The 15,199-nt window shown below is 62.5% G+C and carries 10 protein-coding genes; 6 read left to right on the top strand and 4 right to left on the bottom strand.

Annotation, left to right across the window (positions count from 1 at the left end):
- Positions 1–115 precede the first annotated feature (115 nt).
- Positions 116–736, top strand: a complete 621-nt coding sequence (locus tag P3R38_RS07765) for a response regulator transcription factor (protein ID WP_104882791.1) — start codon at positions 116–118, stop codon at positions 734–736.
- 8 nt (positions 737–744) lie between these two features.
- Positions 745–4,359, top strand: coding sequence for a transporter substrate-binding domain-containing protein (locus P3R38_RS07760; protein ID WP_104882005.1), 3,615 nt, complete (start codon positions 745–747; stop codon positions 4,357–4,359).
- A 36-nt stretch (positions 4,360–4,395) separates the two neighbouring features.
- Here the strand turns inward: P3R38_RS07760 and P3R38_RS07755 are convergent, their stop codons facing one another.
- Complete coding sequence (locus P3R38_RS07755) at positions 4,396–4,740, bottom strand: YggL family protein (protein WP_023379534.1); 345 nt, start codon at positions 4,738–4,740, stop codon at positions 4,396–4,398.
- A gap of 188 nt (positions 4,741–4,928) precedes the next feature.
- On the opposite strand from P3R38_RS07755, the gene dacB reads away from it, so the two are divergent.
- The gene (dacB, locus tag P3R38_RS07750; protein ID WP_023379533.1) at positions 4,929–6,392 is read left to right on the top strand and encodes a D-alanyl-D-alanine carboxypeptidase/D-alanyl-D-alanine-endopeptidase; all 1,464 of its coding nucleotides are present in this window, start codon (positions 4,929–4,931) and stop codon (positions 6,390–6,392) included.
- 167 nt (positions 6,393–6,559) lie between these two features.
- Here the strand turns inward: dacB and P3R38_RS07745 are convergent, their stop codons facing one another.
- Both P3R38_RS07745 and rlmKL read right to left on the bottom strand, forming a co-directional pair.
- Positions 6,560–8,953: a diguanylate cyclase gene (locus tag P3R38_RS07745; protein ID WP_277686971.1), complete on the bottom strand. Its 2,394-nt coding sequence runs from the start codon at positions 8,951–8,953 to the stop codon at positions 6,560–6,562.
- A 94-nt stretch (positions 8,954–9,047) separates the two neighbouring features.
- Positions 9,048–11,240 carry a bifunctional 23S rRNA (guanine(2069)-N(7))-methyltransferase RlmK/23S rRNA (guanine(2445)-N(2))-methyltransferase RlmL gene (gene rlmKL, locus P3R38_RS07740; protein ID WP_104882006.1) on the bottom strand — a complete coding sequence of 731 codons (2,193 nt, stop codon included), beginning with the start codon at positions 11,238–11,240 and terminating at the stop codon, positions 9,048–9,050.
- A 560-nt stretch (positions 11,241–11,800) separates the two neighbouring features.
- On the opposite strand from rlmKL, the gene P3R38_RS07735 reads away from it, so the two are divergent.
- A complete protein-coding gene (locus tag P3R38_RS07735) occupies positions 11,801–12,016 on the top strand; it encodes a ribosome modulation factor (protein ID WP_003248687.1) in 216 nt (71 codons plus the stop codon).
- Positions 12,017–12,116: 100 nt separating this feature from the next.
- On the opposite strand, the gene P3R38_RS07730 is transcribed toward P3R38_RS07735, so the two are convergent.
- Positions 12,117–13,142, bottom strand: a complete 1,026-nt coding sequence (locus tag P3R38_RS07730; RefSeq protein ID WP_023379530.1) for a quinone-dependent dihydroorotate dehydrogenase — start codon at positions 13,140–13,142, stop codon at positions 12,117–12,119.
- Positions 13,143–13,269: 127 nt separating this feature from the next.
- Here P3R38_RS07730 and P3R38_RS07725 point away from each other — a divergent pair, with 127 nt between their 5' ends.
- Together P3R38_RS07725 and P3R38_RS07720 are read left to right on the top strand one after the other, a co-directional pair.
- On the top strand, positions 13,270–14,484 hold the full coding sequence (locus P3R38_RS07725) for a CmpA/NrtA family ABC transporter substrate-binding protein (protein ID WP_186599183.1): 1,215 nt from the start codon (positions 13,270–13,272) through the stop codon (positions 14,482–14,484).
- Between the two features lie 11 nt (positions 14,485–14,495).
- On the top strand, positions 14,496–15,071 hold the full coding sequence (locus P3R38_RS07720) for an ANTAR domain-containing protein (RefSeq protein WP_023379528.1): 576 nt from the start codon (positions 14,496–14,498) through the stop codon (positions 15,069–15,071).
- Positions 15,072–15,199 lie beyond the last annotated feature (128 nt).

Genomic DNA, 15,199 nt, shown 5'->3' with positions numbered 1-15,199 from the left:
TTTTTCTTGTAAGCGATTTCCCATATATCGCTAACAGTCGTTCCTCGCATGCCCGCTGACTTCCAACTGAGTTAAGGTGCACCTGCCTTCGCCACTAATCCGCAGGAAGTTGAACATGCAATCCGTATTCATTGTCGATGACCACCCCGTTATCCGCCTGGCTGTACGCATGCTGCTGGAGAACCAGAACTACAAGATCGTCGGCGAATCGGACAACGGTGTCGATGCCATGCAGAGGATCCGCGACGCCCTCCCCGACCTGGTGATTCTCGACATCAGCATCCCCATGCTCGATGGCCTGGAAATGCTGTCACGCCTCCAGAACATGGCCTTGCCATTGAAAGTGCTGGTACTCACCGCCCAGTCCCCGGCCTTGTTCGCGGTGCGCTGCATGCATTCGGGGGCGGCCGGTTATGTGTGCAAGCAGGAAGACCTCAGCGAACTGCTGAGCGCCATCAAGGCTGTACTTGCTGGATACAATTATTTCCCCAGCCAGGCAATGAATTATTCCCAGGAAGCGTCGGACGTCGATTTAAAACTTTTCCGACAGGTTAATGACCGCGAACTTATGGTGCTGCAACTATTTGCCCAAGGCAGAAGCAACAAGGAGATTGCCCAGGGCATGTTCCTGAGCAACAAAACCGTCAGCACCTACAAGAAACGACTGATGCAAAAGCTCAAGGTCAATACACTGGTCGACCTGATAGACATGGCCAAACGCAACGCATTGGTCTGAGGCCTGGCATGGCACGCTACGTTGTCTGCATGTTCCTTGGCTTGATCATGATGAGTGCGGCCCAGGCGACACACCATGAAGCCACCGCCTATGCGTTGCTGCCCCGCTCCGGTACGACCGCGACCTATCCGCAACTGACGCCCGAGCAGCAGCAATGGCTGGAGAATCGTCGCGAACTGGTGCTGGGCACCTCGGCACCGGACTACCCTCCGTTCGACATCACCAGCGGTGGCCGCGACTACCAGGGCCTCACCGCTGAATACGCCAACCTGATCGGCAAAGCCCTGAAGCTGCCAATACGGGTTTTGCGCTACCCTCACCGACAAGCAGCGGTCGAGGCCCTGAAACGGGGTGAAATCGACCTGCTCGGCAGCGCCAACAGCTACGAAGCACAAACCGACGGCTTGGTCCTGTCCCGCCCCTATGCCATCGACCAACCGGTGCTGGTCACACGCGAATATGAAAAACGTGCGGTGGACCGTGACCTCGATGGGCTGCGCCTGGGCATGCTGTATCATTACCAGCCCGAGCGAAAAGTCCATGACACCTACCCCAAGGCCGAGCTGCTGGCCTTCGGCTCATCATCCCAGGCCCTTGCCGCCGTAGCCTTTGGCCAAGCCGACGTGTTCATCGGAGACACGATCTCCACCCACTACCAGCTCAATCGCGGCCACCTGCCACGCCTACGCATGGCCAGCTTCAGCCAGCACGAGGCGGTTGGCTTCGGCTTCGCCATGCGCCAGGACGATACCACCCTCAGGGAACTGGTGAACGCCACCCTCGATATCCAGCCCAGCGTCGTGCGCACCAGTATCTTCAAACGCTGGAGCGCGGGCAGCGATACGCTGCTGACCGATCGCCAACTGCAACTGACGGCCGCCGAGGAAAAATGGCGGCAGACCCATCCGACAGTGCGGGTAGCCATCGACGAGACGGCAGCGCCGGTCTCGTTCTTCGATGGTGTCGGCCATTTTCGCGGGATCAGCGCCGACCTGCTGGAGCTGGTTCGCCTGCGTACTGGCCTGCGCTTCGAGGTGCAGCGCGCCAGCGGTATCGCCGACATGATCACCCGGCTCAAGGATGGCCGGGTCGACATGATCGCCGCGTTTGCCACCGACGGCGCCGATGGCGCCGCCTTGCGCCTCAGTCGCCCGTACCTTGAAAGTGCCTACGTACTGGTTACCCGTGCCAACGAGCAACCACTGGATACCCTGGAGCAACTCCAAGGCCATCGCATCGCAATTACCCGCTACAGCGCCATGGACGAGATGCTTTCCAGGCGCTATCCCCTGATTGGCTGGATCGAAACCGAAAGCGCCTTCTATTCCATGGCCTTGTTGCGCAGCGGGGCCGTCGACGCCGTCATCACCACCTTGCTCGACGCCAACCACGCAGTGTCCGGCAACCCCGACCTGATCATCCGCAGCTCGATCGACAGCGAGCCTGCCAGCTTCGCCATGGCCATGCCGAGTGCGTCGAGCGAGCTCGCTTCGATTCTCGACAAAGCCCTGATGAGCATCTCGCCGGAGGAACTGGGGGTCATCAACAACCGCTGGCGCGGCTACAGCGTCCATGAGGACAACACCTGGCAGGGTTTTCTGCGCCTGGCGGTGCAGGTCCTGCTGGGAACCGGCCTGCTACTGCTGCTGGCGCTGCTTTGGAATGCGCGCCTGCGGCGCCAGATCAAACAGCGCCAACTCGCCGAGCGCGCCCTGAACGATCAACTGGCGTTCATGCGTGCCCTGATCAACGGCACTCCACATCCGATGTACGTGCGAGATCGCGAGGGGTGCCTGCAAAGCTGCAACGACAGCTACCTGGAGGCCGTCCAGGCCAGCGCCGAAGACGTCATTGGCAAGCGCCTGGAAGACAGCCTGAACGGCGATCCTGAACATACACGGCAGATCCAGGCCGACTACCACCGTGTGATGAGCATCGGTACCCCATTGATCCTCGACCGGCCGCTGCGGGTCAAGGGCCAGGAGATGACCATCTACCACTGGATTCTGCCGTACCGGGATTCCATGGGCGAAGTCAAGGGGATCATCGGCGGCTGGATCGACATCAGCGAGCGGCGCAAGCTGGTCCAGCAGTTACGCCAGGCCAAGCAGCAGGCCGATGATGCCAACCGTGCCAAAAGCACCTTCCTGGCAACCATCAGCCATGAGATCCGTACGCCAATGAACGCGGTCATCGGCATGCTGGAGCTGGCGGTCAAACGGGCGAACCGAGGGCAGGTGGACCGCTCGGCACTGGAAGTCGCCTACCTTTCGGCCAAGGACCTGCTGGGCTTGATCGGCGATATCCTGGACATCGTTCGGATCGAGTCGGGTCACCTTTCACTGGCGCCGGAGCCTGTAAACCTCGCTGCACTGATCGAATCGGTAGGACGCGTGTTCGACGGCCAGGCCCGCCAGAAAAACCTGTCACTGGAGGTTCTGATCGCCCCTGGCGCACGCTGCCATGCGTTACTCGACCCGCTGCGTTTCAAACAGGTGCTGTCGAACCTGACCAGCAATGCCATCAAGTTCACCGAGCATGGCCAGGTGCGCATCAGTGTGGACGTGCAGGATGATGACGGCACCGGCCTGGGCCTACTGGATCTCGAGGTGCGTGACAGCGGCATCGGTATACAGGCCGATGATCTGCACCGATTGTTCAGCCCGTTCGTCCAGGCCAACCCTCACAGTCAAGGCGCCCGGGCCGGTACCGGACTCGGACTGGCCATCTGCCGGAACCTGTGCGAGATGATGGGCGGCAAGCTGACCATCAAGAGCCTTGAGGGCGTTGGCACCCAGGTGCGCCTGGTCATGCCGCTGCAGCGGGTGGGCCCACCGTCGCGCGCCGTGCCGGCGAACGACGCCGTGCAAACCCCCGACCCAAGGCTGAATATCCTGGTCATCGACGACCACCCGGCCAACCTGCTGTTGATGGAACAGCAGCTGAGTTACCTGGGCCTTAGCCAGTCGAGCGCCAACAATGGTCCCGAGGGCCTGGAAAAATGGCGTGAGGGCAATTTCGATGCGCTGGTCCTCGACTGCAACATGCCTCACATGAATGGCTACCAACTGGCGACAGCGGTACGTGCCGAAGAACAACGCAGTGGACGAGCGCGTTGCGTAATTCTGGGCTACACCGCCAACGCGCAGCCTGAGGTGACACAGAAATGCCTGAACGCCGGCATGGACGACTGCCTGCTCAAGCCCATCAGCCTGGGCACCCTAAGCAAATACCTGGCCGATATCAAACCGCGTCAACCAGCCAGCGCCGCCAAGCGTCACCCCTTCTGTCTCGAAGGCCTGGGCACGATCGTAGGCAATGACCCAAGCGCCCGCACTCGGTTCCTGACCACGTTGCTCGAGAGCTTGCGGCAAGACCTGACGGTGTTGATGCAAATGGACCCCGTTGAAGACGCCTTGGAGATTTCCGACCAGGCGCACAAGATCCTCAGCGCAGCGCGCATGCTCGAAGCACAGCGCTTGATGGCGGCCTGCGAGGCCCTTGAAGAGACCGCCCTGCCGACTTCGATGGTGAAGACCCGGCGACAGGCGTTGGCTCGGCACATGCGCCGAGTTGAAAAAGCCCTGGCCAGGCACCTGAGTGGGCCTGCCAGGGCTCAGTGAAGCGGTCCGTCAGCGGGACGGCCGCTCAGCTGTGGATCAGGAAGCCGGGTTGATCGGCTTGTCCGGATACCAGGCGTCCAGCAGCGGGCTGACTTCGATCTTGGTCAGTTCGCTGCGGCCCTTGAGCCAGCTCTCGACGGTGGCGCGCTGTTCTTCGCTGACCGAGCCACGCTTGGCCAGGCAGACCAGGCCGAAGTCATCGCCGCCAACATAGTCCAGGCCGTTGGCGTCCATGGCTTCTGCCAGGAAGGCATCGAGGAAGGCATCGATGGCTTCGTCGGACAGGTCTTCCTTGAAATCCAGGTTCAGTTCGAAACCCAGCTCCTGGAATTCATCCACGCACAGCTTCTTGCGCAGACGACGGGAACGGTTGGTGGCCATGAAACAATCCTCTTGAGTAATAACGCGCGGCACTTTACCAGTTTCCACGCGCCAGCGGCGCTTTTCCGTTGAACCGTAGCCCATGTAGATCGCGCTTGGGGCATAATGCGCACTCGTATGTCGTCCTGGGGCCATCATCTTTTACAGCCCCGCTATCATTCCCCTCGTGCGCAGGGTACTTATCGAACATGATCAAAACGCTCCGTCCCCTTGTTCTCGCCGGCCTGCTTCTGCCTCTGGCACTGCCCAGCCAGGCCGCAGCCGTCAACACCACCCTACCTCCCAAGGTCCAGCAGGCCCTCAAAGCCAACAAACTGCAGGACTCGGCACTGTCGCTGGTCATGCTGCCACTGGATGGGCCCGGTACCCCAACCGTGTTCAATGCCGATGTTTCGGTGAACCCGGCTTCGACCATGAAACTGGTCACCACCTATGCCGCCCTGGAGCTGCTTGGGCCGACCTATCAGTGGAAGACCGAATTCTTCACCGATGGCACGCTGAGCAATGGCGTGCTCAACGGCAATCTGTACCTCAAGGGCGGCGGCGACCCCAAGCTGAACATGGAAAAACTGTGGTTGCTGATGCGTGACTTGCGCGCCAACGGCGTGCGCACGGTTACCGGCGACCTGGTGCTGGACCGCAGCCACTTCGTCCAGCCGAACCTGCCACAGTTCGATGATGACGGCGGTGACGTCAACAAACCCTTCCTGGTCAAACCCGATTCGCTGCTGGTCAACCTCAAGGCCCTGCGGTTCGTCGCCCGCAACGATGGCGGCAAGGTGACCGTCGCGGTCGAGCCGCCGATTGCCAACATCCGTATCGACAACCAGGTCAAGGCGGTGGCCTCCAAACAGTGCAGCGGCGATGTGCGCTACAACCCGGTAGCCCAGCCCGACGGCCTGAGCGTGGTGGTCAGCGGCCAACTCGGCGACGGCTGCAACTCGCAAACCTACCTGTCCCTGCTCGATCACCCGACCTACGCGGCCGGCGCCGTGCGGGCGATCTGGAACGAGCTGGGCGGCAGCATCCAGGGCCGCGACCGCGTCGAAAACGTACCCAAGAGCGCGCGTCTGCTGGCCCGGGCGTTCTCCCCCGATCTGGTGGAAGTGATCCGCGACATCAACAAGTACAGCAATAACACCATGGCCCAGCAGTTGTTCCTGAGCATCGGCGCACAGTTCCGTACCGATGCCGACGGTGACGATGCCCGCGCAGCCCAACGCGTGGTCCGCCAGTGGCTGGCGAAAAAAGGCATCACCGCGCCGCATCTGGTCATGGAGAACGGCTCTGGTCTGTCCCGTGCCGAACGCGTGAGCACCCGCGAGATGGCGGCCTTGCTTCAGGCCGCCTGGAAAAGCCCCTACTCCGCCGAATTCATCAGTTCGATGCCGCTGGTGGGTATGGACGGCACGATGCGCAAGCGCCTGAAACGCACGGCGATGACCGGCGAGGCCCACATCAAGACCGGTACGCTGAACACCGTACGTGCCATTGCCGGCTTCAGCCGCGACAGCAACGGCCATACCTGGGCGGTGGCGGCGATCCTCAACGATCCAAAGCCATGGGGTGCTTCGCAGGTGCTGGACCAGGTTCTGCTGGACCTGTATCGCCAGCCCAAGCTCGCCAACAGCACGGCATCCACCGCTCAGTGACCATCGGCGCTCCTGCATGGACCGTGCAGGAGCACCTAGACGCTCGCGCTTTGCCTGTGAGAGCGGGTTTACCCACGAATCAGGCAACCCGGTGGATGACACGGGCTTAGCCCGTGTTCGCGGGTAAACCCGCTCCTACAAGAAGGCGCCGCAGCAAGCAGCGGCGCTCATGGCAGCTCCGTCTCGACCCGGTCCCTCCCGGCCTGTTTGGCCGCATACACCCCGGCATCCGCCCGCAACAACAACGCATCGGCCGCCTCGCCTGAACGCCATCCGGCAATCCCGAAACTCGCAGTCACCCTGCCGACACCGTCCACCGGCACATTGCGTACCCCCTGCCACAGTTCAAGCGCCAAACGGTAGGCCTGGTCGGCGTTGCTTCCCGGGCACAGCACCATGAACTCCTCGCCACCCAGACGACAAAACACATCGGTACGCCGCAAGCGGTTGCCGATGCGCTGGCACAGGCTGCGCAGCACATGGTCGCCCACCGCATGGCCGAACTGGTCATTGATTCGTTTGAAATGGTCAATGTCGAGCATGATCACGGCCAGGTCCAAGTTATCGCGCTGGGCACGCTCCAGCTCCACCTTGAGCCGTTCCTGGAAGTAGCGCCGGTTATGGATTCCGGTGAGGGCATCGGTCACCGACAAGGTTCTGAGCTCCTCCTCCACACGCTTAAGGTCGGAAATGTCCGTGAGATAGCCGTGCCACAGCGTACACCCCTGCTCGCCTATTTCAGGCGTCGCCTCGCCCCGCACCCAGCGCAGCCCCGCGCGCGGCAAACAGACACGATACTCTTCACGCCACGGGGTGAGATGCTCGGCCGAATAAAGCACTGAGCGGCGCACTCGCTCCAGGTCATCGGGATGGATACGCTCGAACACCTTGGAGGCATCTTCGCGCAGCAATTGAAGGTCCACTTCGTAAATGTCGTACAGCCCCTGACTGGAATACGGGAAGCACGAACGGCCATCGGCATCGAGGCGGTACTGATAAATCCCACCTGGCACTTCGGCACTGAGCTTCTCCAGCAACCTGTCACGCAGTGCCAGCGCCTCGTGCACGCGCCGCCTTTCGGTAACATCGATGCAGATGGCCAGGTAACCGACCCACAGCCCCTGCTCGTCAAGCACCGCAGTGACCAGCATGTTGGCCACCAACTGGCTGCCATCCTTGCGCCGCAAAGTCCACTCTCCAGGTTCTCCACCCGCCTCCTGCACCGTTTCGGCGAACATGGCCTGCCCCCCCGCGATATCCCGCCCGTAACGCACGCTCAGCGCGTGGGCACGCAGGTGCAGCTCCTGGGGCAGAACCAGATCCTCGAGCCGCAGATGGCCGACCGCCTCGCTGGCCGAGTACCCTAGCATGCTTTCGGCGCCAGCATTGAACGTGCTGATCACGCCCTTGAGACTGGTGGCGATGATCGCCACCTGGGTCGCCGCATCCAATATGCTGCGTAACTGGTTGTGGGTACCGCGCAGCGTCTGCTCGCTCACCCGCAGTTCGGCGGTGCGCTGCTCGACCAGCGCCAATGCTCGTTGCCGCTGACTGAACAAGCTGTACAGCAAGGCACTGAGCAACACACTCAGCAATCCACCCAGCAGGCCGATCCCGAGCGCCGCCGAGGAGCGGTTGGCCTTGAGGAAGGCCATGCTGGGGCGGATATCGATCTGGTAGTCGTGATCGGCCAGGTGCAGCAACTGGCTGCTACCCAGCGGCAGGGGCGCAACCGGGTTCTGCGAGTCGAACAGCACTTCCTGGCCACCGGTGCCAGTGGGGTCGACGATCCGGACCACCAGATTGTCGTTGGCTACCGCCGGAAGACCTTCGGTGATCAACTGGCGCATGCTCAACAACGCCATCACGTAACCGGACGGAGGTCCGTCGGCTGCGTTATCGGAGAACACCGGTGCCACCATCAGCAACCCCCGGGTATAGTCCGGCGCGACATTGATCATGTTCAGCGGTGACGATACCGCCATGCTGCCCGGCACCACGGCACGCGCCAGCGTCGCCTCGCGCTCAGGCTGGCTGCGCAGGTCCGGCCCATAGGGTTGACCGTCCATGTTGGCTGCCTGGGTATAGAGCACCGGAAAGTAGTAATCGCGTGGCGGCGCGGGATGCCAATTGCCTTGGGCATCCCGTTCACGGATCTGGTAGGGCTGCCCGAGCCAGGCGCTGGCACGGCGCTCGAACTCGGCACGCTGCGCCGCCTCCACGCGCGGAGCCCAGGAGTAGACTTGCGTGCGCAGCAGCAATGGCCGGGCATAGCCATCGAATTCGCGGGGGGTTATTTCGCTGGAGAAGCTGAAAAAACGCCGCAGGCCGTCCAGGCGCTGCTGCTGGTCTTCGAAACGCTCGGCAATTCGACTGTAACGCTCACTGGCCAGCAGGTCGAAACGCTGGCGCAGTTGTTGTTTATAGAATGTCTGCGCGGCCAACGCCAAGGCGGCCGACAACAGGCCGCCTGCCACCAATGCCACCAACGCCACGGCCCAGGCAGGCACAACCTCCCTGCACAGGGCGAGGATCCTCGCATGCACGCCACCCTTGGACATAAAGCAATCTCGTCACGTCAGCGTCCTGCGAATTTTCCAGCCCTGCGCTCATTTATAGCTATTGGCCATCAGCCGCGCAACGTTCCTCGTCGTATCAGCGCAATTGCAGGCGCCAGGCGCGGTGAATGCGATTGTTACGGGCAAAATCCGGGTCCAGTGTCTGCGCGGTGATCTCCTCCACCCCATAGCGCGTGGCCAGGTGTTCATCGAGCTGGAACTTGCGGAAGTTGTTGGAGAAGTACAACACGCCACCCGGTGCCAGACGGGCCATGGCAAGGTCAAGCAACTGCACGTGGTCACGTTGAACGTCGAACACCCCTTCCATCCGCTTGGAGTTGGAGAAGGTCGGCGGGTCGATGAAGATGAGGTCGTAGCTGTCACGATTGCCCTCCAACCACGCCATCACATCGCCTTGTTCCAGGCGGTTACGTTCGGAGAAGCCATTGAGCGACAGGTTGCGGCGCGCCCAGTCGAGGTAGGTTTTCGACAGGTCGACGCTGGTGGTGCTGCGCGCACCGCCCTTGGCCGCATGCACGGTCGCCGTGGCGGTGTAGCAGAACAGGTTGAGGAAGCGCTTGCCGGCCGCCTCGCGCTGGATGCGCATGCGCATCGGGCGATGGTCGAGGAACAGGCCAGTGTCCAGGTAGTCCGTGAGGTTGACCAACAGCTTGACGCCACCTTCGTTGACCTCCTGGAAGCGACCCTCGGTGGCCTGACGCTCGTATTGGCGAGTGCCACTTTGCCGCTCACGACGCTTGAGCACCACACGCTGGGGATCGATACCCAACGCCTGTGGGATGGCTGCCAAGGCATCGAGCAGGCGCGCCTGGGCCTTCTCCGGGTCGACCGACCGCGGCGCCGCATATTCCTGAACGTGCACCCAGTTCTGGTAGAGGTCCACGGCCAGGGCGTACTCAGGCATGTCGGCATCGTACAGACGGTAGCATTCCACCTGCTCGCGACGCGCCCACTTGCCCAGCTGCTTCAGGTTTTTCTGCAGACGATTAGCGAACATCTGCGCGCCTTCCGACAGCCGCGCAGGCTCACTGGCCACCGGAGCCTGGCGACCACCTTCAGCGCCATCGACCGGGCCTTCGCGGCGCTCACCGGTGACGAACTGGTCAGGCTGCACCTTGAACAGCAGCAGCTTGCACGGCAACGCTCCGTTCCAGAACGCGTACTGCTTGTGGCTGCGAATGCCCATGCGCTTGCCCAACTCAGGTGCGCCGGTGAATACCGCCGCTTCCCAGCCCATGCAGGCCTGGCGCAGGCGCTCGCCGAGGTTCTGGTAGAGGTACAACAAACTGGCTTCGTCACCCAGGCGCTCACCGTAGGGCGGGTTGCTGATGACCAGGCCCTTCTGGTTCTGGTCGGGGCGCGGCTCGAAGCTGGCGACTTCGCCCTGGTAGATCTTTACCCAGTCGCCCAGGCCGGCACGTTCGACGTTGTTGCGACCCGGCTGGATCAACCGAGGATCGGCTTCGTAGCCGCGAATCCACAGTGGGGGCTTGGCCAAACCCGCCTCGGCGCGGGCCTGCGCCTGTTCTTGCACCTTGCGCCACAACGCCGGCACATGGCCAAGCCAGTTGCTGAAACCCCAGCGTTCACGCTTGAGGTTGGGAGCGATATCGGCAGCGATCATGGCCGCTTCCACCAGGAAGGTGCCCACACCACACATCGGGTCGGCCAGGGCGCCGCCTTCGGCGGCAATGCGTGGCCAACCGGCACGGATCAGCACGGCCGCCGCCAGGTTCTCCTTCAGCGGCGCAGCGCCCTGCTGCAAGCGGTAGCCACGCTGATGGAGGCTGTGGCCGGACAGATCGAGCGAAAGGATCGCTTCGCCGCGGTCCAGGCGCAGGTGCACACGCACATCAGGGTCGACCTTTTCGACCGAAGGGCGCAGGCCTTCACGGTTGCGCAGTTTGTCAACGATGGCATCCTTGACCTTGAGCGCACCGAAGTGGGTATTGTCGATACCCGAGCCATGGCCGCTGAACTCGACCGCCAAAGTGCCGTCTGCGGCCAGATGGTCAGCCCAATCCACGGCGTGCACGCCATCGTAGAGGTCGTCGGCATTCTTCATGGCGAAGCGCTTGAGCACCAGCAGCACGCGGTTGGCCAGGCGCGACCAGATGCACAGGCGGTAGGCGGTTTCCATGTCGGCGACGCCGCGAATGGCCGAGGTATGCTCGCGCACCTCTTCGAGGCCGAGGCCGCGGGCCTCATCGGCGAGCAGGCCTTCCAGGCCTTTGGGGCAGGTGAGATAAAGTTCGAAACGGTCCGACATGTGGATTCCAAAGCCTTGGGCTAAATAGGTGACGGTGCGACGCATCGCCCCGCCGATGTTTGCCCGAACCCCTTTCCAACAGGTGTCCGGGTGGCCGCCCCTTGCGCTACATGCGCGGGTACAGGCCGGGCCGCCTGATTGATCGGCCGCTCGCCAGTGACGAGGACAGCTTAGATCATCAAGCAGTACAAAAAATGCCAGCGCCTGGGAGTCAAATGTGACCCTTCGTCGCATTACTGAATATTTCTGTCACCCCGCGGCAGCGCTGGCGAAATGACGTCAACGATCGGCAAACACCGATCATAGCGGCCTCAAAGCCAAATAAGGTTGAGTCGCATTTATTTACTTATCCCCTCACCCTCGGAAAGGTTACGTCCTTATGACAAATCGGTCATTCACACCGTGACCTGCTTTCGTTAGAACTGGTCTCAGGCCGCTTCGCAACGAGGCGGCATCTTCAGCTCGCCACGCCGGCAGCGAGCGCAAACCGGCAGAAAGACTCTGCCCGGCCTCGGAGAGGCCGACGGGACATTACAGTCAACAAGTGAGGGCAACACCCTATGAGAAGACTTAAGCGTGATCCGTTGGAAAGAGCATATTCACGTGGCTACCAATACGGGGTCACCGGCAAATCCCGCGAACTTTGCCCCTTCAATCTTCCTTCTGTTCGCCAAGCCTGGATCAACGGCTGGCGTGAAGGTCGCGGTGATAACTGGGACGGAATGACTGGCACCGCTGGCATCCATAGACTCAACGAAAATCACGCCGTTGGCTGAACGAGGACACTGAATTCGATTTACCATGCGCGCCCTATCCGGGCGGCGGGCTAAGGCCCAGGGGCCCCTTTCAAGGGGCCCTTTTTTATGCCCGCGCGTTTTATGTACGGGGCATGGCAGCGATGGCGTCGACAGCCTCACGGATCAGCGCAGGGCCTTTGTAGATGAACCCCGAGTAAATTTGCACCAGGCTTGCGCCCGCGGCGATTTTTTCGGCAGCGTGACGGCCTTCGGTAATACCGCCCGCCGCGATGATCGGCAACTTGCCGGCCAGCTCCCCTGCCAACACCTTCACCGTATGAGTGCTCTTTTGCAGCACTGGCGCCCCCGACAGACCACCGGCTTCACCACCGTACGGCAACCCCTCGACGCCTTCACGACCCAGGGTGGTGTTGGTGGCGATGACCGCGTCCATACCCGATTCGACCAACGCGCCAGCCACCTGGGCGGTTTCCTCGTCGCTCATGTCCGGCGCGATCTTGATGGCCAGCGGTACACGCTTGCCATGCTCGACCGCGAGTTTCTCGCGACGCTCGGCCAAGGTACCGAGCAACTGCTTGAGCGAGTCGCCGAACTGCAGGCTGCGCAGGCCGGGGGTGTTCGGCGAGCTGACGTTGACCGTGATGTAGCTGGCCTCGCGGTAGACCTTTTCCAGGCAGATCAGGTAGTCGTCGACCGCACGCTCGACCGGGGTATCGAAGTTCTTGCCGATGTTGATGCCCAGCACACCGTCGTAACGCGAAGCACGCACGCGCTCGAGCAAGTGGTCGACCCCCAGGTTGTTGAAGCCCATGCGGTTGATGATCGCCGTCGCCTCCGGCAGACGGAACAGCCGCGGCTTGGGATTGCCTGGCTGCGGACGCGGAGTCACGGTGCCGATCTCGACGAAGCCGAAACCCAACTGGGCAAAGCCGTCGATGGCTGCGCCGTTCTTGTCCAGGCCGGCGGCCAGGCCCACCGGGTTGGCGAAGTTCAAGCCCATGACGGTCACCGGCAACGCCGCTGGCTGCTTGCACAGCAGGCCGTTGAGACCGAGGCGGCCACCGGCGCCAATCAGGTCCAGGGACAAGTCGTGGGAGGTTTCCGGGGAAAGCTTGAACAGCAGCTGGCGGGCCAGGGTATACATGGGCGGGCAAGACTCGCGGTGAGTGAGGTGGCGATTATAGCCAGCGCGCGCCCGGCATGACAGGGCCTTGGCACATCGGTTGCTTCGATTGCCTGACACAGCCTATTCAGTACGGGCGAGGAATCTTGTGAACACAGTACCCCCGGCAATGCCCTTGGCATGGGTGAACGGCAGTGACGCGCCGGAAAAGCCCAGCCTGAACATCGGCTTCATGGCCCTGACCGACTGCGCATCGGTAGTGGTCGCAGCCACCCAGGGCTTCGCCCAACAACATGGCCTGACCCTGAACCTCAAGCGCCAGGGCTCCTGGGCAGGACTGCGCGACAAACTGGTCAGCGGCGAGCTGGATGCCGCGCATTGCCTGTACGGCCTGATATACGCAGTCCACCTGGGGATCGGCGGCGTACCGGCCAGCGCCATGGCGGTGCTCATGGGCTTGAACCAGAACGCCCAGGCCATCAATCTCTCCCCGGCCCTGCAACGCAAGGGCGTGACCAACCCTGAAGCATTGGCGCGCCTGGTGCACCAACAAGGCGCGCGCCTGACCTTCGCCCAGACCTTCCCCACCGGCACCCATGCCATGTGGCTGTACTACTGGCTGGCAAGCCAGGGTATTCATCCGCTGGACGACGTGAACAGCGTGGTGGTGCCCCCTGCGCAAATGGTCGCGCACGTTCAGGCCGGTCGCATCGACGGGTTCTGCGTCGGCGAGCCCTGGTCGGCCGACGCCGTGGCCAAAGGCCAGGGCTTCACCCTGGCAACCAGCCAGTCGATCTGGCCGGACCACCCCGAGAAAGTCCTGGGCTGCGCACGCGCCTTCGTCGAACAGTACCCCAACAGTGCCCGCGCGCTGGTCAAGGCGGTGTTGGCCGCTAGCCGCTTCATCGAGCAGAGCCAGGAGAACCGCCATGGCACCGCGCAACTGCTCAGCGGCAGCGCGTACCTGGACACGCCCCTGGAACGCATCGAGCCGCGCTTGCTTGGCGACTACCAGGATGGCCTTGGCAACCACTGGCAGGACCGACACGCCCTGCGCCTGTTCGACGAGGGACGGGCCAACTTGCCCTACCTGTCCGACGGCATGTGGTTCATGACCCAGTTCCGCCGCTGGGGCCTGCTGCGCGAAGACCCCGACTACCTTGCCGTGGCCCGCCAGGTGCAGCAACTAGACGTGTATCGGGACGCCGCGAATGCCATAGGCGTGCCCTGCGATGCACCCGCCATGCGCAGCAGCCTGCTGATCGACGGAATCCGCTGGGACGGTAGCGACCCCCACGCCTACGCCCGCAGCTTCCGCCTGCACGCCCTGGGCGATGCCCGCGGCGCACGTATCGGTCTGTGAGGGTGACGAACATGCTACGCATCCTGCTGATCGACGACACGCAAAAAAAAGTCGGCCGCCTCAAGGCCGCGCTGAGCGAGGCCGGCTTCGAGGTGATCGAAGCCCCAGGGCTGACCATCGACCTGCCCGCCTGCGTCGAAACGGTGCACCCGGACGTGGTGTTGATCGACACCGACTCCCCGGACCGCGATGTCATGGAGCAGGTGGTGCTGGTCAGCCGCGATCAACCACGGCCAATCGTGCTGTTCACCGACGAACATGACCCCGGCGTCATGCGCCAGGCGATCAAGGCCGGGGTCAGCGCCTACATCGTCGAAGGCATCCATGCCGCGCGGCTCCAGCCCATTCTAGATGTCGCCATGGCCCGTTTCGAAAGCGACCAGGCGCTCAAGGCCCAGTTGCTGGCGCGTGACCAGCAGCTGGCCGAACGCAAGCGCATCGAACAGGCTAAGGGCCTGCTGATGAAGATGAAGGACTGCAACGAGGAACAGGCCTACACGCTGATGCGCCGCCAGGCCATGAGCCGCCAACAGAAGCTGATCCAGGTGGCCGAGCAGATCATTGCCATGCACGAGATGCTTGGTTAGTCAGGCGCCTGGGGCAAGGCACTGCGCTGCTGGCCCCGGCCTCATCGCGACCAACCCACGTCCAGACTTGGCCCGCCTCTTGCTGAAGAATTCCTACCGGTAGCCAACGGCGGTTGCCCACAAATCCC

Origin of the sequence: Pseudomonas sp. NyZ480, from assembly GCF_029537255.1 — a bacterium.
GTDB lineage: Bacteria > Pseudomonadota > Gammaproteobacteria > Pseudomonadales > Pseudomonadaceae > Aquipseudomonas > Aquipseudomonas taiwanensis.
This window is presented reverse-complemented; position numbering and strand designations above follow the sequence as displayed.